The sequence below is a fragment of the Streptomyces sp. HUAS CB01 genome, assembly GCF_030406905.1.
Classification (GTDB): domain Bacteria; phylum Actinomycetota; class Actinomycetes; order Streptomycetales; family Streptomycetaceae; genus Streptomyces; species Streptomyces chengbuensis.
Window position 1 is genome coordinate 2,860,315 of record NZ_CP129137.1, and the last position, 20,117, is coordinate 2,880,431.

Below are 20,117 nucleotides of genomic sequence, written 5' to 3' on the forward strand. Positions count from 1 at the left end.
CGGGGGTCCTATTCGTCGTCCGGCCAGTGGTCCGGGCGGGCGAACAGGGCGCCCAGGCCGTCCGCCCACGCCCTTCGCTCGGCCAGCCGCAGGCCCTCCCAGACGGTCACCTGGTTCGCCGTGAGCACCGGTTTTCCGAGGGTCTCCTCCAGCTCCTGGAGGTGGGCGGCGGTGTGCAGCGCGGTGTCCGGCATGAGCACCGCCTCCGCCAGGGGGTCGTCCCCGGCACGGGCCAGCTCCAGCACCTGCTCGCGCCCCCACGTGGCGACCTCGGCGGCCGTGACGATCCCGCTCGCCCGCGCCGCGACCACCTCGATGCCGGCCGACTCCAGGAACTTCCCGAAGAGCCCGGTCACGTCGTCCGGATAGGTGGCCGCGACCGCCACCCGGCCCACGTCCAGCGCCTGGGCGGCGTGGACGAAGGCGAACGACGTGCTCGACGCGGGCAGCCCGGCGGCCTGCGCCAGCTCGCGGATCTGCTCCTGGGCGCCGTCCCGGCCCCGGACGAAGCTGCCGCTCGTGCAGGCCCACACCAGGGACTCCGCTCCGGCCAGCCGCAGTTCCTCCACCCCGGCCGCCAGCCGTTCCGCCGCCCCCATCTCGATCAGCGCGTCCTCACGGTGCGCGTCCTCGCCGATGTCGGTGTGGAAGACGGGCAGCCTGATGTCGCTGTCGAGCAGGACCGCGATCCTGGGGTAGTCGTCCTCGGCGGAGTGTCCCGGGTAGAGGAGTCCGACGGTCGTCATGTCCATCCTTCCTGTTCCTCCGGCTGGGCGACGGGGGGTACGGCCGGCGGCGCGGGCGGGGCCTGCGGGGGCGGCGGCTCCTCGTGCGGACCGGCGGTCCGCATCAGGAGGGCCTGGTAGGGACCGACGGCGTACACGCCGATCCTGCGCAGCGCCGCCCACATCGTGACCTGGTTCGCGGAGAGCACCGGCATGCGCAGTTCCGCCTCCAGCTGGGGTATCGCGTCGTACGTCGGCAGATTCGTGCAGCTGATGAAGAGGGCGTCCACCGCGCCGGCCACGGCCTGGCGGGCCATGTCCACCACCGACCGGTACGGCACCCTCCAGATGTGCCGGGTCAGTCCGAGGAAGGCGCGGCCCGTGACCGCTACCCCGGCCTCGGCCAGGTAGTCCTCCAGCGACCGCGTGACCGACTCCGTGTACGGCGTGACGACGGCGATCCGGCGGGCGCCCAGTTCCTCCAGGGCTTCGAGCAGAGCGCCCGAGGTGGTCACCGAGGCGACCTCCCCCGCCGTGGTCATCGCCTCGCACATCGCCCGCTCGCCCGCCACGCCGCCGACGAAACTGCCGCTGGTGCAGGCGTAGGCGACGACCTCGGGCTCGGAGGCGGCCAGCGCCCGGACCGCCTCGCGGAGCGTCTCGTGCTCGCTGACGAGCCGGGCGAGGTCGAGCGAGACCTCGACGGGCACGAACGGGGTCCGGGTCAGGCGCAGCGAGACGCCGTCGGGCACCCAGCGCCACAGCTCCCGGTCGAGTGCGAAGTCGAACGGGGCGACCACACCGATCCCGCGCTGCGGGTCGGGGCCGCCCAGAAACGAAACCTCGAGGGACACGTCCATCACAGGCCCCCTTACGACGTCTTGTTGACGACGGTAGGTTCGGGTGCGAGCGTGGGTCAATCCGTACATGTCAGACGTTCAGAAACGGTTTCCGCGCGATGTCCGTACCGGTTCTTCTCGTACTGGAAGCAGACCCTCCGCCGCGGCTCGGCAGCCTCACCGGACGCGCCGACGTCAGGTACGCCGACGCCGGCGCCCTCGCCGCCGAACTGCCCGGGGCGGACGCCCTGCTGGTCTGGGACTTCACCTCCGACGCGGTACGGCTGGCCTGGCCCGGGAGCGGCCCCCGGCCGCGCTGGGTGCACACCCCGAGCGCCGGCGTCGACCGGCTGCTCTGCCCGGAGTTCTCGTCCTCGGACACGGTCCTGACCAACGCCCGCGGGATCTTCGAGCAGCCCATCGCCGAGTACGTGGCCGCGCTGGTGCTCACGATGGCCAAGGACCTGCCGGGGACGCTGGAGCTCCAGCGGCAGCGGCGGTGGCGGCACCGCGAGTCCCTGCCGGTGGCGGGCGGCCGGGCGGTCGTGGTCGGCGCCGGGCCGATCGGGCTGGCGATCGCCCGCACGCTGCGGGCGCTGGGCCTGGACGTCGCCGTCACAGGGCGCACGGCCCGGCCCGGGGTGCACGGTTCCGACGAGCTGGACGGGCTCCTCGCGCTCGCCGACTGGGTCGTGTGCGCGGCTCCGCTGACGGAGGCCACGCGGGGCATGTTCGGCGCCCGGCGGTTCTCCCTGATGCGCCCCTCGGCCCGCTTCGTCAACGTCGGACGGGGCGCCCTGGTGGTCGAGGACGAGCTGGTCGCGGCGCTGAGCGGGCGGCGGATCGCGGGAGCCGCCCTGGACGTCTTCGAGGAGGAGCCGCTGCCGCCCGGCAGCCGGCTGTGGGACGTCCCGGGGCTGATCGTCTCGCCGCACATGAGCGGCGACACCGTGGGCTGGCGCGATCGACTGGGCGAACAGTTCGTCGAACTGTTCGACCTCTGGTCGGCCGGAAAGCCGCTGCCGAACGTGGTCGACAAGAAACGTGGGTACGTCCCCTCCCATGACTCCTGAGCCGAACGACCTGAGTGCCCTGACCGCTCGTCACCTCATCGCCGGCTACGAGCGCGGGGACTTCTCCCCGCTGGAGGCGGTCCGCGCGGTCCTCGACCGGGCCGAGGCGGCGCAGCGCCTCACGAACGCGTTCGTCCGCATCGACGGCGAGCAGGCGCTGGCGCAGGCGGAGGCGGCGACCGAGCGCCGGCACAGGAAGGAGCCGCTGGGACCGCTCGACGGCGTACCGGTCACGGTCAAGGACATCCTGCTGCAGGCGGGCGGCCCGACTCTGCGGGGCTCCCGGACGGTGCGTCCGGACGCCTCGGCCTGGGACGAGGACGCCCCTGCCGTGGCGCGGCTGCGGGAACAGGGCGCGGTGCTCGTCGGCAAGACGACCACGCCGGAGTTCGGATGGAAGGGCGTCACGGACTCCCCGCTGACCGGGGTCACCCGCAATCCGTACGACGTCTCCCGCACGGCGGGCGGCTCCAGCGGCGGGAGCGCGGCGGCCGTCGCGCTGGGCGCCGCCCCGCTGTCGATCGGCACGGACGGCGGCGGATCGGTCCGCATCCCGGCCTCGTTCTGCGGGATCTTCGGGCTGAAGCCGACGTACGGCCGGATCCCGCTCTATCCGTCGAGCCCGTTCGGCACGCTGGCCCACGCCGGGCCGATGACCCGGGACGCGGCGGACGCGGCGCTGCTGCTGGACGCGCTCAGCGGCCCGGACTGGCGGGACTGGTCGCAACTGCCGCCCTCGACGGCGACGGGCGAGGGCCTGGCCGAGGGCGTGAAGGGGCTCCGGATCGCGTACTCCCCGTCCTTCGGCGGTCAGGTGGCGGTCCGCCCTGCGGTGGCCTCGGCGGTGCGCGGCGCGGTGGGCCGGCTGGCCGAGCTGGGCGCGTACATCGAGGAGGCGGACCCGGACATCGCCGACCCGGTGGGCGCCTTCCACACCCTGTGGTTCACCGGTGCGGCACGCGTGGTGCAGCACTTCGGCAGGGAGCAGCGGGAACTGCTGGACCCGGGGCTGCGGGAGATCTGCGCCGAGGGCGAGCGGGCCTCGGCGCTCGACTACCTCGCGGCCGTGGACGTCCGGATGGAGCTCGGACGCCGGCTGGGGCGGTTCCACGGCACGTACGACCTGCTGATCACGCCGACGCTGCCGGTCACCGCATTCGAGGCGGGTGTGGAGGTGCCGAAGGGCTCCGGGCACCGGCGCTGGACCGGCTGGACCCCGTTCACGTACCCGTTCAACCTCACCCAGCAGCCGGCGGCGACGGTGCCGTGCGGGGTGGACGAGGACGGGCTGCCGGTGGGGGTCCAGTTGGTCGGCCCCCGCCACGCGGACGCCCTGGTCCTGCGCGCGGCGCACGCGCTCTACGCGTCGGGCGCGGCGGCGCTGCCGGCACCGCCGGCCGCCGGGTAGGCCGGGTGATCCGGCCCTCGGCGGGCCGGGGCGCGGGCCCGGTCAGGCGCGGCGGAACGACAGCGTCTCGCCGAGCGCTCCGGCGCGCCACAGGTCCTGGCAGGCGTCGGCCATCCGGTCGAGGCCGTCCACCACCTGGCCCCAGACGATGCCCGGCACCCAGCCCGTGTCGCCGTTGAGCAGAAGGTTGTTGCGTTCGTAGAAGAGGGCGAGGTCGACGGTCACCGGCCGGGACAGGTCCCGGTCGTAGCCGTACGCCGCGGTCCCCAGCTCCGTGCCGCTGAAGGTGAAGTAGCAGAGGTCGCCCGGGATCGGGGTCACCGTCGGGTTCTCCAGCGGCGGCTCCCGGTCGGCGAAGGCGGGGAACAGGGCGTAGATCTCGTTGCGTGCGTACTTCGCGTGGTACACGTCGCTGCCGAGCGGCAGCGCGTCCCACACCGCCTGGCAGGTCAGCGGCGCCCGGTCGTCCAGGAGCCGCGCGGTGCAGTGCACTCCGCGCTTGGTGAGCGAGACTTCGATGAATCGATCGGCCATTGCTTACGCATACCCCGCCTGAGGTCGGGTAGCCGCGCCGCCATGGCTCCACACACGGCACCAGACACCAGACACGCGATACGCAGGCGCAGCCTGCTCCTGGGGACCGCCGGCGCACTCGGTGCGGTAGGCGTTGCCAGTGCGACGGGTTGCGCACGGGTCCCCTCCGGCGACGGCCTGGCCAGGCTGAGATCCCAGGGCACGGTGCGGCTCGGCATCGCGGGCGAGGTGCCGTACGGATACATAGACGAACAGGGCGAGTTCACCGGGGAGGCCCCGGAACTGGCGAAAGCGGTCTTCAAGCGGCTCGGGATAGCGAACGTGCAGCCCGTGGCGACCGACTTCGCCTCCCTCATACCCGGCCTCAATTCACAGCAGTTCGATGTCGTTTCGGCCGGAATGTACATCAACAAGGAACGCTGCGCGCAGGTCATCTTCTCGGATCCCGAATACCAGATGCTCGACTCCTTCATCGTGCCCAAGGGAAACCCGAAGAATCTTCGCAGTTACGAGGATGTCGTACGGACCAAGGCGAAATTCGCAACGGGCACCGGTTACGCCGAGATCGACTACGCCGTGGCGGCCGGGTACCCCGAGAAGGACATCGTCATCCTCCAGGACCAGGTGGCCGGACTGAACGCCGTCGAGTCCGGGCGCGTCGACGTCTTCGCCGGTACCGCCCTCACCGCCCGCGAAGTGGTCCGCAGGAGCAGGAAGGCCGAGGCGACCGACCCGTTCGCGGCGGTCGTCGACGGCAAGAAGAAGATCGACGGCGGGGGCTTCGCCTTCCGGCCGACCGACACCGAGCTGCGGGACGCCTTCAACGCCGAGATCCACAAGATGAAGAAGAGCGGCGAGCTCTTCCGCATCCTGAGCCGGTTCGGCTTCACCAAGGCCGAGATGACCGAGCTCACGGCGAAGGAGCTGTGCCGATGACCTCCGGACTCTGGCAGAACTGGGTGCTCCCGGGCATCTGGATCACCATCCAGCTCACCCTCTACAGCGCCGCGTTGGCCACCGCCGTCGCGTTCGGCGTCGGCATGGCCAGAACCCATCGCTCGAAGGCCGTCCGCTTCGTCGCGGCCTTCTACACCGAGGTCTTCCGCGGGACCTCGGCGCTGGTCCTGATGTTCTGGCTGTTCTTCGTCCTCCCGCCGCTGCTGGGCTGGCAGTTGGTGCCCATGTGGGCGGCGGTGCTCGCCCTCGGCCTGTCCTACGGCGCGTACGGCGCGGAGATCGTGCGCGGCGCGCTGAACTCCGTGACGCCGGCCCAGCGGGAGGCGGGCATCGCGCTCAGCTTCACGCCCTGGCAGCGGATGCGGCTGATCCTGCTGCCCCAGGCCGTGCCCGAGACGATCCCGTCCTTCTGCAATCTGGCGGTGGAGCTGCTGAAGGGCACGGCGCTGGTGTCGCTGCTGGGTGTGGGCGACGTGTCGTTCGCGGCCTACCTGGTGCGGCTGGCGACCCAGGAGAGCGCGCAGATCTACACCGTCACGCTGGTGATCTACTTCGTGCTCGCGTTCCTCATCACCCGTTCGATGAAGGCCCTGGAACGGAAGACCAAGGCGAACCTGGGGGTGGTGGTCAAGTGACCTGGGACTGGTCCGCGGTCGCGGACTTCATGCCGCGTTTCTGGGAGGGCGTGCTCGTCACGCTGCAGATCCTGGTGCTGGGCTCGCTGATGTCCTTCACGCTCGGCCTGGTCTGGGCGCTGGGGCTGCGTTCCGGCTCGCGCTTCGTGCGCTGGCCGGTGGGGCTCGTCACCGAGTTCATCCGGAACACCCCGCTGCTGGTGCAGCTGTTCTTCCTGTTCTTCGTGCTGCCGGAGTGGGGAGTGCAGTTCTCCGCGCTCACCACCGGCACCATCGCGATCGGCCTGCACTACTCGACGTACACCGCGCAGGTGTACCGGGCCGGCATCGACGCCGTACCCGCCGGGCAGTGGGAGGCGGCGACCGCGCTGAGCCTGCCCGCCCACCGGACCTGGACCGCCGTGATCCTGCCGCAGGCGGTCCGCCGCATCGCGCCCGCCCTCGGCAACTACGTGATCGCGATGCTGAAGGACACTCCGCTCCTCGCCGGGATCAGCGTGCTGGAGATGCTCCAGCAGTCCCGGCTGGAGAGCGCGGCGACCTTCCAGTACACGGAGCCGCTGACGGTCGTCGGCATCGCCTTCATCCTCATCGCCTACCCGGCATCCCTGCTCGTACGGACCCTGGAGCGCCGCCTTGCCCGCTGACACCACCCCCGCCACGCAGAACGAAGAGCTCATCCGCTTCACGAACGTCACCAAGCGCTTCGGGGACAACACCGTCCTGGACGACCTGTGCTTCTCGGTCCGCCCGGGCAAGCACGTCACGCTGATCGGGCCCTCCGGGTCCGGGAAGACCACGATCCTCCGGCTGCTGATGACGCTGGCGCGGCCCGACTCGGGCACGATCGACGTCAACGGCGGCCGGCTGTTCCCGGCCGACGAGAAGGAACGCAGAGAGGTCCGCAAGAAGATCGGCATGGTCTTCCAGCAGTTCAACCTCTTCCCCAACATGACCGTGCTGAGGAACATCACCGAGGCCCCGGTGCGGGTGCTCGGGCTCTCCAAGGACGAGGCCGAGGAACGCGCCCGCGAGCTGCTGGACCTGGTAGGTCTCGCCGACCGCGCCGACGCCAGGCCCTCCCAGCTGTCGGGCGGCCAGCAGCAGCGGGTGGCCATCGCCCGGGCGCTCGCGATGCGGCCGCAGGTGCTGCTGCTGGACGAGGTGACCTCGGCGCTCGACCCCGAACTGGTCGCGGGGGTGCTCGACGTCCTCAGGGACATCGCGCGCACCACCGACATCACGATGCTCTGTGTGACCCACGAGATGAACTTCGCCCGGGACATATCCGACGAGGTCCTGATGTTCGACGCCGGGAAGGTGATCGAGTCCGGATCCCCGGAGAAAATCTTCTCCGACCCCGAGCACGCACGTACTCGTGAGTTTCTCAGTGCGGTGCTCTGACCTCTTACTCCGCACACCACTCGTGACCCTGGCATATGCCAATGACGTGCGCCCCAGGATATGAGCCTGGGGCGCCTCACATTTCTCGCCAACAGCCGCCCACTAAACGGTTCTTGGCGGCTATCGTGGTACGGAAGCTTGCGGTCACAACCTGGTAGGGGGAAACCGTGGCGCTGAAGCCCGAGCCGACCGCGCCGTTCCACTCGGTGCAGTACGCGCTGCGAGTCCTGGAGACGATCTCCAGGCACAGCGGCGGTGTGACCGATGTCCAGATCGCGCGCGAGACCGGTCTGCCGACCGGCCACCTCACGTCCCTGCTGCTGATGCTCCGGCGCGAGGGCTACGTGGAGCAGGTGGCGGACGGGGCGTACGTGATCGGCGACTCCCTGGTCCTGCTGGGTTCCGGCGTCACCCGGCGGGAGGCCCTGGAGCGCAAGCTCCAGGAGACGCTGAGCGAGCTGCGCGACTCGGTCGGCGCGGCGGTCTACATCAGCCGGTACATCGACGGCGAGGTCAAGATCACCCAGTTCGCCGACGGCCCTCGCACCCCCAAGGTCAACGAGTGGGTCGACTTCCGCTCGGCGGCCCACGCCAGCGCGGTCGGCAAGTGCCTGCTGACCCAGCTCGACCAGAACGGCCGCCGCGACCATCTCGCACGGCACAAGATCGCCAGGCTCACCTCCCGGACGATCACCAACGAGAAGATCCTCTTCTCCAAGCTGGACGCCCAGCCGCCCACGGTCCCGGTGCTGGACCTCCAGGAGTACGCGGTGGGCACGGTCTGCGCCGCGGTGCCGCTGACGGCCGGAGCATCCGTGGGCTGCCTGGCGCTCTCGCTCCCGATCGAGCACGCGCACCGGCTGCGCGCCGCCGCCGACACCCTGAACCGCCGGGCGGCCCCGGTGGTGCTGTCACTGGCCCTGTGAGCGACCGGGCCGCCGGGCCCGCGGAACCGCCGGTGGCCACGGACCGCGCACGACCGGCCGAGCCCGGCGCACGGTGACCGGATCCCGGGCGACGGACTCCGGATGATCGGATCGAGTGGTCGGGAGCACCCCTGCGGACCGGGTAGTATTACTTCTGTCGTCAGCCGCGAAGCGGCGAGAACGACAGCCCGCGCCGCTAGCTCAGTTGGTTAGAGCAGCTGACTCTTAATCAGCGGGTCCGGGGTTCGAGTCCCTGGCGGCGCACAACCTCCCGAGGGGCCCTCGCAGTTGCGAGGGCCCCTCGTGTTGTGTCCGGGGCTCCCCCGCCTCGGCCCCGGCAGCCGTCGCCGCGCACCGCCCGGCCCCCGAGGACCCGCCCGCCGGGACGGCCTGCGGACGGGCATGCGTCCCGCCGGCCCGTCCGCGGGCCGGTCTCCGCGGTTCACCACGGGCGCGAAGACGCCCCCCGCCGTGATATGCGTCACGTGTACCGGGTGCCGCGCAATGCTCCCTCGGATCGTGGTGCTCTGCCACGCACGGTTCCTTCCGTCCGGGCGCGATGCGGCCGCGCGCGGGACGACGGGGCGCCGCGCTCCCGGCGCGGACGGGCCGCCGACCCGATGGCGGGACCGACGTGAGCGCGGACAGGCGACGAGATCCCGGCGGATGCCGGGATCTCGTCGGCGGGCTCAGCGCAGATAGGCGAGGACGGCGAGCACCCGGCGATGGGTGTCCTCGGCCGGCGGCAGATCGAGTTTGGCCAGGATGTTGCCGATGTGCTTGCCCACGGCGGCCTCGCTGACGACGAGCCGGCGCGCGATCGCCGCGTTGGAGCGGCCCTCGGCGACCAGGGCGAGGACTTCGCGCTCGCGCGGCGTGAGCCGCTCCAGCGGGTCGCGGCGCCGGCGCAGCAACTGCCGTACGACCTCGGGGTCGACAACGGTACCCCCGTCCGCGACACGTTCGAGCGCGGCCACGAACTCCTCCACCTGGCCGACGCGGTCCTTCAGGAGGTAGCCCACGCCGGTGCCGTCGCCGGTGTCGAGCAGTTCGGCGGCGTAGGCCTGCTGGACGTAGTGGCTGAGGACGAGGACGGGCAGGTGCGGGCGCCCGGTGCGCAGCGCGAGGGCGGCGCGCAGGCCCTCGTCCTGGAAACCGGGGGGCATCCGGACGTCGGTCACCACGATGTCCGGGTCGTGCGCGGCGACGGCCGTGCACAGCGCCTCGGCGTCGCCCACGGCGGCGACGACCTCGTGGCCGAAGCGCCCGAGGAGTGCGGTCAGGCCGTCCCGGAGCAGGACGCCGTCCTCGGCGAGGACTACGCGGAGGGGTGTGTGCCGGTCCGGCATGGGATCTCCAGTCGCAGGACGGTGGGCCCGCCCGGCGGGCTGGTGATCGCCAGTGTGCCATCGAGTACGGCGAGCCGGTCGGCCAGTCCGGTGAGCCCGGTGCCCCGCTCCGGGTCCGCTCCGCCGGTGCCGTCGTCGTGTATCTCGACGGCGAGGAGGTCGCCGGTGTGCCGGGCGGTGAGGCGTACCCGGCTCGCGCCGCTGTGCTTGGCGGCGTTGGCGAGCGCCTCGCCGACGGCGAAGTACGCGGCGGTCTCCACGGACCGTTCGAGCCGATGCAGTTCGACGTCGGTGACCACCGGGACCGCGGACCGGTCGGCGGCGTCGGCGAGCGCGGCGGCGAGGCCGCAGTCGGACAGCACCTGCGGGTGGATGCCGTGGACCAGCTCGCGCAGTTCCGTGAGCGCCTTGCCGGCCTCGTCGTGGGCGAGGGCGAGCCGTTCGGCGAGCGGCCCGTCGGGCGGGACGTCCAGCCGGGCGAGGCCGAGGCTCATGGTGAGCGCGACGAGCCGCTGCTGCGCACCGTCGTGCAGATCACGCTCGATACGGCGGCGTTCGGCCTCGAAGGCGGCGACGAGCCGGGCGCGGGACCGGGTCACCTCGCCGATCCTCGTGCGCAGTTCCGCCTCGCGGGGCGCGAGCACCGCACGGGCGAGAGCGGCCCGTGCCGCGGCGAGCGCGCCCAGCGGGTAGAGGAACAGGGCGAGCAGCACGAGGCCGGCGGCGGCCGAGGCGAAGGCGGCGGGGTAGCCGGTGACGAGCCACAGCTTCGCCACGCGGGCCTCGTGGCCGCCGTCCACGGCCAGTTGCAGCGGGGCGGCCGTCATCGCGAGCGGCGCGCCGATGCCCACGCCGAGGGCGAGCAGTTCGAGCGGCCACAGCACGGTGGCGTGGAGCAGTGCGTACGCGAGCTCGCGCCAGGTCGCCTGTTCCCGGACGCGAGTACGGGCCCAGACAGTGATCCCGGGCTCCGGCGGCGTACGGTGCGGGTCCGCCGCGGGCTCGGCGTCGGCGATCCGCAGCCGCCACCGCTCCGTCCCGGCGAGCGCGACGCCGCTGAACAGCAGCAGCGGCAGCCCCACCAGGACCGCGGAGAACGCCACGAGGACCAGCACACCGACGAGGGCCACGGCTCCGCTGAGCACCCCGGTCCCGAGGTACGCCACGCCGCGCCACGGCCAGGCGGTCCGCAGGTACGCGCGGCCGGTGAGGGCCTGCCAGAGGTTCCGTGGGGTCATGCGGGCCACGCTAGGCCCCGGCGGGTCGGGCGGGCCATGGGTCCAGGGCGAGTACGGGGGTGGGGCGGGCCCCACCCCCTGGGCGGCAACGGCGCGGGGATCGCCCGCCGTCCCGGGCCGACCGCTTCCCGGCAACCGGCCCTGAGGTTCGAGGCCGATGGGCGCTCCCGGCCGGGCCGCCGAGCCGCCGGCGCCCGGCACCCGGCACCCGGCACCCGGCACCCGGCACCCGGCACCCGGCACCCGGCAGTGAACTCCAGGGCCGACGGCCTCCCCCGGCAGGCTCCGGCGCGCCGGACACCTGGCGCCCGACACCCGACAGTGAGCACCAAGGCCGGCGAGCCCCACCCCCTGGGCGGCAACGGCGCGGGGATCGCCCGCCGTCCCGGGCCGACCGCTTCCCGGCAACCGGCCGTGAGGTTCGAGGCCGATGGGCGCTCCCGGCCGGGCCGCCGAGCCGCCGGCGCCCGGCAGTCGGCACCCGGCACCCGGCACCCGGCACCCGGCACCCGGCAGTGGACTCCAGGGCCGACGGTCTCCCCCGGCAGGCTCCGGCGCGCCGGACACCTGGCGCCCGACACCCGACAGTGAGCACCAAGGCCGGCGGCCACCAGCGGCACGCTTCGCCGCCGGACACCCGATACGCGGCACCCCGCACCCCGCACCCGACCGCGAACCCCCGAGGCCGCGGCCACCACCGGCCGCTCCGTCGCCGGACAACCGGCGTGCGGCAACGCATCGTTGCCCCGGGCCGACGGACGCTGACGGGACTCGCCGGCGCCGGACCGGCCGACTGGCGGACCGGCGACCGGCCACCGGCGTGGGATCAGGGGCCGGTGCGGGACCGGGGCTCATCGGTCCAGCAGCCCGGCCCGGCCCTGTCGTTCGTAGGCCCGGTGCAATCGTGCGGTGTCGGCCGGGGTCAGGGGGCGGTAGCCGTCCGTGCCGGGCGGGCGCCACCAGACGGGGTCCGGCGCGCGATGGAAGCCCTCGCGGCGCAGGGCGACCCGGTGGATCTTGTTGGTGGCGGTGACCGGGAGGCGGGGGACGACGCGGACGAAGCGCGGCGGCATCTTCGTCCCCAGGTCGGGCTGGGCGGCGAGGAAACCGGCGAAGGCCGCCGGGTCGAAGGACGCACCGTCGCGGAGGGCCAGGGCGCACATCACCTGGTCGCCGGCGACCGGGTCGGGCACCGCGTACACCGCGACGCCCACCGCGGGTTCCCAGCGGGCGAGGATGTTCTCGATGAGCGCGGCGGCGAGGTTCTCGCTGTCGACGCGCAGCCGGTCGTCGCAGCGTCCGGCGAAGTACAGGAAGCCCTCGGCGTCCCGGTAGAACAGGTCGCCGCTCCAGTACCAGCCTCCCCGCAGCCGTTCCGCGTCCGCCTCGGCGTTGCGCCAGTAGCCCTCGAAGGGGCCGGGGCCGCGATTGACCAGTTCGCCTATCGCCCGGCCGCCGTTCAGCAGCCCGCCCGCCGGGGAGAAGCGGGCCGGCTCGCACTCCTCTCCGCTGGACGGGTCGACCACCGCGAGGTCGTTGCCGGGCGCGGCCCTGCCGATCGCGCCGCGCGGGGGTACCGGGCGTGCGCCGGACGGCGGCACCGCCCTCGGAGGAGCCGTAGCCCTCCACGAGCCGTACGCCGAAGCGCGCCTCGAAGCGCTCCGCGTCGACCGCCCCCGCCTCGGTCCCGAAGCCGAGCCGGAGCGAGTGGTCGCGGTCGTCGTCGCGTTCGGGGGTGGCGAGCAGGTACTGCACGGCCCGGCCCACGTAGGTGAAGTACGTGGCCCCGTAGGACCGGACGTCGGAGAGGAAGCACGACGCGGAGAAGCGGCGCCGCAGTGCCACCGCCGCGCCGGCCACCAGCGCGGGAGCCCAGCCGGCGATCACGGCGTTGCCGTGGAACATCGGCATGCAGATGTAGTGGACGTCGTCGGGCCGGACCCCGAAGTGGGAGGCGAGGGAGGCCCCGGCGGCGGCGAGCCTGCCCTGACTGCAGATCGCGGCCTTGGGCGCGCCGGTCGAGCCGGAGGTGAAGTACAGCAGCAGCCGGCTGCCGGGCCGCACGGTGCGGCCCGGCAGCGCGTCGATGTCGGCGGGGACGGCCCCTTCGTACGGGGCGAGGAGCCCGGCGAAGGCGTCCTGGTCGGTCACCAGCACCCGCACGCCCGGCAGTTCGAGACCGTCGAGCAGGGGAAGGTGCGCGCGCTCGGTGACCAGCACCCGGCAGTCGGTGTGCAGTATGTCGCGGGCCAGCTCCGCGCCCCGGCGCGTCGGGTTGATGCCGGCGACGGCGGCCCCGGTGAGGGCCGCCGCGCCGATCCAGAGCGGGAACTCCGCCGTGTTGTCGAGCAGGACCCCGAGGTGCGGCTCGGCTCCCCGGGGCAGCAGCTCCGTGAGCAGTGCGGCCCGCGCGGCGGCACCGGAGGCGACCTGGTGGTGGCTGAGCACGAGATCCTCGTGGATCAGCCCCACCCGGTGGTCGCCCCACCGGCGCCGTACCAGCTCCGCGACGGTCGTACCGCTCCCCGTGTCGCCCATGGCGCGCACGGTAACTGACGAAGCATCAGAACTGAACGTCCGAGCAGGCGTAGAAGGCGTTCGGGGTGTCGGCGATGGTCCACACCGCCAGGATCAGATGGCGGCCCGATTTCGACGGCAGCGTGCCCGAGTGACTGAGCGTCGCCGGGGGCCGCTGGCCGTTGTACGGGATGGTCAGGAAGGGCTGCGGATCGAGCGCGGCCCGGGTGAGCGGCTGGCTGGGGTTCCAGCCGTTCCTGGTGATGTAGTACTTGAAGTCGGTCGTGGCGTGCATGGCGGTGAACTGCCACCGGAAGGTGTGGTTCTGCCCCGAGGAGACCCTGGTGGTGGGCCAGGCACCGCCGCGCGGGTCGTCGAGCTGTGCGAAGCGGCTGTTGCCGCCGGCACAGATCTTCCCGTCGGCGGGACCCCCGGCGGGGAAGCCCTTGGGCCCCTCGACGCTCTGGGGCTCCCACTGGATCTCGCCGCAGTTGCCCACGGTGCCGTTGGCACAGAGCTTCTGACGGCTGATCGGGGAGTCGGTGTAGCCGTGGCTACTGGCGCTCCCGGTGGCGAGCAGGGTCGTCCCCGCCACCGCGAGCCCGACCATGGCCGCGCCTATTCGCTTTCGCATGCTGTCGCTCCTGGAGAACGTGGGGGAGTCCTGTGAGCCGTGCAGTGCAGCTGCGCTTGTGCGGTCGTGCGGATTCCGGTCTAGACCAAGTCCCAGATTATTGACGAACTTTGAACATGTCCAGACCAATCACGGGGTCTCCGCGCCACTCGTCCTCGCCGTGCAGAACGCCACGGTGAGATCGCGGACGAGGGCCTTGCGCTCGTAGTCGTCGAACTCCACCAGCCCGCGCATCGTGAGCCGTTGCACCGTGTCGTCCACCGCGTCGACGACCGAGCTCAGCACGGTGTCCCGGCGCTCGGCCTCCAGAGCCGCGACCCGCCGGCGGCGCATCGCCGCAGCCACCTCGGGCGCGTACTCGATCCGCGTCGGCTGTGCCGAGAAGACGTCGATCCCGATCGGGGCGCACTCCACCGCGAGCGTCTTCGTCAGGGCGTCGCCGACGGCCTCGGCGTTGCGGAGCGTCGGGCGCAGCTCGAGCGCGGGACCGCCGCCCGCGGGCGGCGCCGAGGCGTCGGCCGGGAGCTGGGAGAGCACTCGGGCGAGCGCCGCCTCCACCTGCTCCCTCAGGTACGCCTCGTGGTTGGCGACCCCGAGCACTGCCCGGGCCGTGTCCCTGACCCGCCACACCACGAGGACGACGGCCTCGAGCGCGGTCCCCTCGGCGTCGACCGCCGGCATGGGGTCGCTGCGCCAGTGCCGCAGGCGTACGTCGACCCGGCGGCGGAGCAGCAGCGGGCTCACCCACATGAGGCCGCTGCTGCGGACACTGCCGCGGTACTCGCCGTACAGCGTCAGCACCCACGCGTGGCCGACCCGGCCGCGCGCCAGCCCGCCGAGCGAGAACAGCGCGACGGTGAGGGACACGGCGAGCACGCCCCAGTGCACGAACCCGAGCCCGCCGTAGGGGCGTTCGCCCAGTCCGAACAGCGTCGTCACCTCGGGCGGGAAGGCTCCCGCCCAGTGCAGCACGCCCGCGCAGGCGACGAGGGAGAGGACCCCGGCGAGCAGTGCCGCCCAGCCGGGCAGGACCGGCCCGGGCCGTTCGATCAACCGGGGGTCGGGCGGCGGGGCGGGCCGTCGGGTGGCCTGGCCGGCGCCCGGCGTGGACCGTCGTCCGGTGGGCGCCACCGGGGGCATGGCGATGGTGTCGGGGCCGCCGTCGCCGTCGGCGTCCTTGGTCAGCCCGTTCACGCCGAAGGCGCTCCGGCGGTCCTTGACCCTTGCGGCGCCGTCCGGGTTCTCGGAGGACGGCGCTCCGGTACCGGACGCACCCTGGGCGGACGGTCCTCCGGCGGACGTTCCGTTGAGCGGGCGGGCGGCGCCCGCGCCGGAGGCGGCGTCCGTGCTCGGGCCCGCTTCGGTCTTCTCCGCGGCGCCCCGCGCGGTGGCCCCGACGGACGCGACGGCGTCCCGGTAGAGCAGATGGACGGGAATGGCGCCGGTGGTCTCGGTGCCGATGACGACCGTCCGGCGGCCGCCCGCGCCGCTGAACTGCCGCTCGAAGCGCTCGGTCGCGGGCGCGGTGTCGCGGGCGCCGTCGATCCTGGTCGCGGTCCCCGCGGCATCGGACGGTGCCTCCGGGCGCGGGCCGGCGGAGTCGTCGGTCGCGGTGGCCCCGGGGCCCGCGCCGGACGGGCCGTCCGAAGGGGGCTCCTGGGCGGGGGCCGGCAGTCCGGCCTCCGTGGGCGCGCCCCGCCCGGGACTGCCGTGCGCGTCGGGGGTGGCGTACGGGCCGGACGTGCTCCGGGCATCGGGGGTGCCGGGCGCATCGGGCGTGGCGTACGGATCGGGGGTGGCGTACGGGTCGGGGCGGGTCTCGGGAGCGGGGGCGCCGGCGGCTGTGACGCCCGTACCGGGAAGCCCCGCGCTGTGCACGGCCACCGACGCGGTGGTCAGCCGGCCGAGCGGGAGAGAAGAACCCGGTGGGTCCTCGGGACAGGGGGTCGTGGGGGTCACCGCGGTCGCCTCCTCGCGAGGTCGGTGCACATCGGAGTGGTGGGTCATGAGAAGAGCCGCCGCCAGGTCTCGGGGCCCGGGTAGCCGTCGGCCGCCGCGCCGTGCCAGCCCTGTGCGCGCTGGAACGCCTCGACGCTGCGGCGGTCCGCGTCGCCCCAGCGAGGGCCGGGGCGGGAGGAGTAGTGCCTGCCGAAGCCCCGCTGCACCAACTGCCTGCGGAGCGTGTCCACATGACTGCCGGAGCTGCCGGGGCGGAAGTGGCCGTGGCCGGGGAAGCCCGGCGCGGAAGCGGTGCCTGCGGGCGCCGCCCTCCGGGGCCCGGCAGGAACGGATCGCACGCCGGGGCCGCGCCCGGCAGGTCCCGCGGCGGGACCGGGCCGGGCGGGAGCGGCCACGGCGCGGCCGGACGGAGCCGTCCCGGCCGCCGGGAGGGACGCGGCCGGTGCCTGCCGGGACCCCGCGGGCACGGACGCCGCTGGAGTCGAACCGGACCCACCGGGGGCCGGGACCGACGCCGCCGGTGCGGCCGGCGGCGCCTGTCCCGAACCTGCCGCGGTCGTGCCGGCAGCCGGCGCCGGCCCTCCCGCCGCCTGCCGGGGCCCGTCGGACGGGGCCGCGACCGCCCCGGGCACGGCCTTCCTGCCGGTCCCGTTCACCAGAAGGCGCCAGGTGTCCGGGCCGGGCATGCCGTCCGCCTCCGGGCCCGTCCAGCCCTGGGCCCGCTGGAACGCCTGAGTGGCCTGCCGGTGTGCCTCCCCCCAGCGCGACCCCGGGCCGGGCGTCGCGTGGTTTCCGAAGCCGTACTCCCCCAGCAGCCTGCCGAGCCGGGCGACGTACGCGTTGTCCTCGCCGGGCCCGAAGACTCCCGCACCGGGGAAGAGGATCCCGCCGTCCCACGCGGTCCCCGCGTCCTCCGCGGGCTGCCCACCCCCGGTGGCCACGCCCTTCAGCGCCTTGTAGCGGTAGGCCACGTACTGGTCGGAGTTGCTCCAGTAGGCCAGGGGCGTGGTCTGTCTGCGGGTCTTCGGCCTGGCCTGCTCGTAGGCGATGTACTTCGTCCGGGCGCTGTCCGCCCAGCCACCGAAGAGCGTGACGTGGGAGCCCTTGGACGGATTGCTCAGGTTGTGGAAGAGCAGGATGTCGCCGGGCTGCAGGTCCTTGCGCTCGATGCGCGTGCCGAACTGGGCCAGGCTGCCCGTCCACTCGTTGCCCGGCAGGTGCCAGGCCATGGAGACGTAGCCCGAGCAGTCCTGCCGGTAGCCGTCCGCCCAGTACCTGCTCATGGAGTACGGGACCTTGGCGTTCACCCAGCGCTTCGCCCGGTTCATGATGTCGGCGCGGGCCATCTTGCGCAGACCGGCCGTGCCGGCGGGTCCGGCGATCGGTCCGCCGTGCAGCGGTCCCTGGCCGCCCTGGGGAGTCTCCGGGTCGGGTCCCGGCTCACGACCGTCCGTACGGAGAGGCCCCACCCGGGCGGGGTGTGCGCCTCCGGGGCCGGTGGGGGTGCGGTCCCTACCGGCCCGTTCCACCCGCGACCGCGCCGTGGCGGCGGCCCGGGCCTGCTCCGGCCGGGCCCGCCCGGCCCGGGCGGGGTGCGTGCCCGCCGCCCGGGCCCTGACCGCCCGCGGCGCCGGGGCCGCCTCGTCCGCCTCGTCCGCGTGGACGGCCGTCCCGCCGGGCCGCGCCGCGGACGGTGCGGCCCCTGGCACGGCGGCCTCCGGCTCGGGCACCGGGGCGCGCCCCGCCGCGGAATCGGCGAGGGCCCCCGTGCCCCCGCCGCTCAGTACCGCTCCCGCCGCGGTGACCAGTACGAGGGCGCGACGGGCACCGTGCGCGGCCGGGTGGCCGCCGGCGCGCACCGGCAGGGCGCGGGCGCGTTCCCGTCGCTGCTGGGCGCAGCCCGGGCAGACGCAGTCGCCGGCCGGCTCGTACTCCTCGAACACCGGAACGGACATCCCGTACCCCTCCAGATCCACCACGCTCTTCCGTCATGACAAATCGCATTTTGACGGAGCAAAGCGAAAAAACGACCATCCGACAGGCCGGAACGCGCAAGGAAATGGTCAGGAGCATCGCCGGGGGTCCGGTAGAGTTCTCCAGGTCAGCAGGCGCCGCTAGCTCAGTTGGTTAGAGCAGCTGACTCTTAATCAGCGGGTCCGGGGTTCGAGTCCCTGGCGGCGCACAAGCGATCAGTTCGCTGACCTGGGCGTCCTCGGTTTCCGAGGACGCCCTTCTGCATGCGTGCGCGATCCCCGTCGGGCGCGGGACCGCCGGTTCCCAGAGATCCTCGGACGGCCGCCGGCCGGACGAGGCGGACCCGCGTGCGGCATAGACTCGGACTCGCCCGTACGCGTCACCCCGTCCCACGGCAGGGAGAATCCACCGCGTGGCCAACGCACTGCAGGAATTGGTGAAGAGCCGGCTGGAGCAGCAGGGCTGGTCCTACGGCGACGTGGCCCGGCGGGGCGGCATCCCGCGATCCACCGTGCACCACCTGGCCACCGCCGGACCGCTCACCCGCATGCCCCAGCAGGCCACCCTCGAGGGCCTGGCCAGAGGACTGGAACTACCCCTCGACACGGTACGCAGAGCCGCCGCCGAAGCCTGCGGGATCCACCTCTACTTCGAGGAGACGCCCGGCACCACCGCCGACCCCGAGGTCGCCACCCTCATCGCCAGCGTCCAGCGACTGTCCCCCGCCGACCTCCGCCACGTCACCGCACTCGTCGAATCCCTCCTCCGCAACACCCGCACCACCGGCACAGACACAGACACCGGCACCGGCACCGGCACCGGCACGGACGCCGACACCACCCGGGAAACCGGCACCGACCCCGCGACCGCCCCCGACTGAAACCCACCCCGCACCGTCATCGGACTCCCGCGGTCACCGATCGCTCAGGATCCGCAGCCAGCCGATCACGGCGTTCACCGTCTGGTAGTCGAGCTCGGCGATCCGGGCGACGGCACGGGTGTCGGTCAGCCGCACGGGGACGCATGCCGCGTCCAGCGCGCAGTGCAGCATCACCTGGTGCGCCTGCGTCGCCGGCAGGTCCTCCCCCACCCGCAGGTAGGGGCGCAGGTACCCGGAGATGGGCAGCGGCGGTGTCGGGAACGTCGGATATTCCATGCTCATGGTCGGATCGCTCTCTCGTTCAGGTCCGAAACCTCGAAGGAGTCGGCCGGGTACGTCGCCGCTCGCCTGCGGAGAGTCCCTGGATCCCGGCCCGGCGCATGAGGAGCTGCACCGTTCCGTGGCTGACCGCGATGCCGTGGCGCGAGGTCAGTTCGTCGTGGATGCGCCGGTATCCATAGGTCCCGCGCGAGGCGGCATGGATGGCGGTGATGACTTCGGTGAGCCAGGAGTGGCGGACGGAACGCGCGGAGGGAGGACGGGAACGCCAGGAGAAGTACCCCGACTCGGTCACTCCCAGGACGCTCGTGGCGATCCGCACGGGCAGGCCGTCGTGGGCCATCACGCGTACTGCCTCGAATCGTCTTTTGGGGACGTCGCGTCCCGCAGCAGTTCGGTCGCGCGCCGGAGGACGGCGACTTCGGTCTCCAGTTCCGTGATGCGTCTGCGCGCGGCCCCGAGTTCGCTCTCCGTGTCGGGGAAGAACCGCTGGTGCCGCAGTTGCGGCAGGTACCTGCGCCGCCACTGGTAGAGCGTCCGCTCGCTGAGGCCGAGGTCGACCGCGACCTTCTTCACGGGCTCGCCCACGGCCAGCAGGTCGAGGGCACGACGACGCACCTCGGGTGGGTAACTCATGGATGGTGGTCCTCCGGAGGACTGGAGACGGGTGCACCTGCCGGCCCGGGGACGGGTCCCGGGCCGGCAGGCGGTGGGGGTTCGGTGCGGAAGGGCACCGGGGCACGGCCTCGTCGACGGGGCGCCCAGTGCGTGTTGCGGAAGTCCCTC

19 protein-coding genes, 2 tRNA genes and 1 pseudogene are annotated in these 20,117 nt (G+C 73.2%); 10 read left to right on the plus strand and 12 right to left on the minus strand.

The window, feature by feature from the left end; all coding sequences use genetic code 11:
- Positions 1–8: 8 nt before the first annotated feature.
- Both QRN89_RS12625 and QRN89_RS12630 read right to left on the minus strand, forming a co-directional pair.
- The gene (locus QRN89_RS12625; protein WP_290353681.1) at positions 9–746 is read right to left on the minus strand and encodes a maleate cis-trans isomerase family protein; all 738 of its coding nucleotides are present in this window, start codon (positions 744–746) and stop codon (positions 9–11) included.
- The gene (locus tag QRN89_RS12630) at positions 743–1,585 is read right to left on the minus strand and encodes a maleate cis-trans isomerase family protein (RefSeq protein WP_290349453.1); all 843 of its coding nucleotides are present in this window, start codon (positions 1,583–1,585) and stop codon (positions 743–745) included. Before QRN89_RS12630 ends, QRN89_RS12625 begins: the two co-directional genes overlap by 4 nt.
- A 98-nt stretch (positions 1,586–1,683) precedes the next feature.
- Between QRN89_RS12630 and QRN89_RS12635 the strand changes: the two genes are divergently transcribed.
- A complete protein-coding gene (locus QRN89_RS12635; protein WP_290349454.1) occupies positions 1,684–2,637 on the plus strand; it encodes a D-2-hydroxyacid dehydrogenase in 954 nt (317 codons plus the stop codon).
- Complete coding sequence (locus tag QRN89_RS12640) at positions 2,627–4,045, plus strand: amidase (protein ID WP_290349455.1); 1,419 nt, start codon at positions 2,627–2,629, stop codon at positions 4,043–4,045. Before QRN89_RS12635 ends, QRN89_RS12640 begins: the two co-directional genes overlap by 11 nt.
- A 42-nt stretch (positions 4,046–4,087) precedes the next feature.
- On the opposite strand, the gene QRN89_RS12645 is transcribed toward QRN89_RS12640, so the two are convergent.
- The gene (locus tag QRN89_RS12645) at positions 4,088–4,579 is read right to left on the minus strand and encodes a DUF3830 family protein (RefSeq protein ID WP_290349456.1); all 492 of its coding nucleotides are present in this window, start codon (positions 4,577–4,579) and stop codon (positions 4,088–4,090) included.
- A gap of 42 nt (positions 4,580–4,621) precedes the next feature.
- On the opposite strand from QRN89_RS12645, the gene ehuB reads away from it, so the two are divergent.
- The 6 genes from ehuB to QRN89_RS12675 all read left to right on the plus strand — a co-directional run bounded on the left by ehuB (position 4,622) and on the right by QRN89_RS12675 (position 8,765).
- The gene (ehuB, locus tag QRN89_RS12650) at positions 4,622–5,515 is read left to right on the plus strand and encodes an ectoine/hydroxyectoine ABC transporter substrate-binding protein EhuB (protein WP_290349457.1); all 894 of its coding nucleotides are present in this window, start codon (positions 4,622–4,624) and stop codon (positions 5,513–5,515) included.
- Positions 5,512–6,171: an ectoine/hydroxyectoine ABC transporter permease subunit EhuC gene (gene ehuC / locus QRN89_RS12655; RefSeq protein WP_290349458.1), complete on the plus strand. Its 660-nt coding sequence runs from the start codon at positions 5,512–5,514 to the stop codon at positions 6,169–6,171. The genes ehuB and ehuC overlap by 4 nt, the downstream gene beginning before the upstream one ends.
- Positions 6,168–6,818 (plus strand): ectoine/hydroxyectoine ABC transporter permease subunit EhuD, encoded by a 651-nt coding sequence (gene ehuD / locus QRN89_RS12660; RefSeq protein ID WP_290349459.1) that lies wholly within the window; start codon positions 6,168–6,170, stop codon positions 6,816–6,818. Before ehuC ends, ehuD begins: the two co-directional genes overlap by 4 nt.
- Complete coding sequence (gene ehuA / locus QRN89_RS12665; RefSeq protein ID WP_290349460.1) at positions 6,808–7,575, plus strand: ectoine/hydroxyectoine ABC transporter ATP-binding protein EhuA; 768 nt, start codon at positions 6,808–6,810, stop codon at positions 7,573–7,575. The genes ehuD and ehuA overlap by 11 nt, the downstream gene beginning before the upstream one ends.
- Positions 7,576–7,742: 167 nt before the next feature.
- Positions 7,743–8,501, plus strand: a complete 759-nt coding sequence (locus QRN89_RS12670; RefSeq protein ID WP_290349461.1) for an IclR family transcriptional regulator — start codon at positions 7,743–7,745, stop codon at positions 8,499–8,501.
- A 190-nt stretch (positions 8,502–8,691) separates the two neighbouring features.
- Positions 8,692–8,765, plus strand: a tRNA-Lys gene (locus QRN89_RS12675).
- A gap of 425 nt (positions 8,766–9,190) precedes the next feature.
- Here QRN89_RS12675 and QRN89_RS12680 read toward each other — a convergent pair.
- The 6 genes and pseudogenes from QRN89_RS12680 to QRN89_RS12705 form a co-directional block, all read right to left on the minus strand.
- Positions 9,191–9,850 (minus strand): LuxR C-terminal-related transcriptional regulator, encoded by a 660-nt coding sequence (locus QRN89_RS12680; protein ID WP_290349462.1) that lies wholly within the window; start codon positions 9,848–9,850, stop codon positions 9,191–9,193.
- A complete protein-coding gene (locus QRN89_RS12685; RefSeq protein WP_290349463.1) occupies positions 9,820–11,088 on the minus strand; it encodes a sensor histidine kinase in 1,269 nt (422 codons plus the stop codon). The genes QRN89_RS12680 and QRN89_RS12685 overlap by 31 nt, the downstream gene beginning before the upstream one ends.
- Before the next feature lie 851 nt (positions 11,089–11,939).
- A pseudogene (locus QRN89_RS12690) lies at positions 11,940–13,626 on the minus strand (AMP-binding protein).
- 25 nt (positions 13,627–13,651) lie between these two features.
- The gene (locus QRN89_RS12695; protein ID WP_290349464.1) at positions 13,652–14,239 is read right to left on the minus strand and encodes a lytic polysaccharide monooxygenase auxiliary activity family 9 protein; all 588 of its coding nucleotides are present in this window, start codon (positions 14,237–14,239) and stop codon (positions 13,652–13,654) included.
- 129 nt (positions 14,240–14,368) lie between these two features.
- The gene (locus tag QRN89_RS12700; RefSeq protein WP_290349465.1) at positions 14,369–16,246 is read right to left on the minus strand and encodes an SPFH domain-containing protein; all 1,878 of its coding nucleotides are present in this window, start codon (positions 16,244–16,246) and stop codon (positions 14,369–14,371) included.
- Entirely contained in the window at positions 16,243–18,153 is a 1,911-nt protein-coding gene (locus tag QRN89_RS12705) for a peptidoglycan-binding protein (protein ID WP_435833300.1), read from the minus strand. The genes QRN89_RS12700 and QRN89_RS12705 overlap by 4 nt, the downstream gene beginning before the upstream one ends.
- 153 nt (positions 18,154–18,306) lie before the next feature.
- Between QRN89_RS12705 and QRN89_RS12710 the strand changes: the two genes are divergently transcribed.
- Both QRN89_RS12710 and QRN89_RS12715 read left to right on the plus strand, forming a co-directional pair.
- Positions 18,307–18,380 (plus strand) — tRNA-Lys (locus tag QRN89_RS12710).
- A 204-nt stretch (positions 18,381–18,584) separates the two neighbouring features.
- Entirely contained in the window at positions 18,585–19,052 is a 468-nt protein-coding gene (locus QRN89_RS12715; RefSeq protein WP_290349466.1) for a helix-turn-helix domain-containing protein, read from the plus strand.
- A gap of 33 nt (positions 19,053–19,085) precedes the next feature.
- On the opposite strand, the gene QRN89_RS12720 is transcribed toward QRN89_RS12715, so the two are convergent.
- From QRN89_RS12720 to QRN89_RS12730, 3 genes are read right to left on the minus strand one after another with little or no spacing between them, the layout of a single operon-like run.
- On the minus strand, positions 19,086–19,334 hold the full coding sequence (locus QRN89_RS12720; protein WP_290349467.1) for a hypothetical protein: 249 nt from the start codon (positions 19,332–19,334) through the stop codon (positions 19,086–19,088).
- 19 nt (positions 19,335–19,353) lie between these two features.
- Positions 19,354–19,674 carry an IS3 family transposase gene (locus QRN89_RS12725; protein WP_290349468.1) on the minus strand — a complete coding sequence of 107 codons (321 nt, stop codon included), beginning with the start codon at positions 19,672–19,674 and terminating at the stop codon, positions 19,354–19,356.
- Positions 19,674–19,967 (minus strand): transposase, encoded by a 294-nt coding sequence (locus QRN89_RS12730; RefSeq protein ID WP_290349469.1) that lies wholly within the window; start codon positions 19,965–19,967, stop codon positions 19,674–19,676. The genes QRN89_RS12725 and QRN89_RS12730 overlap by 1 nt, the downstream gene beginning before the upstream one ends.
- Positions 19,968–20,117: the final 150 nt, after the last annotated feature.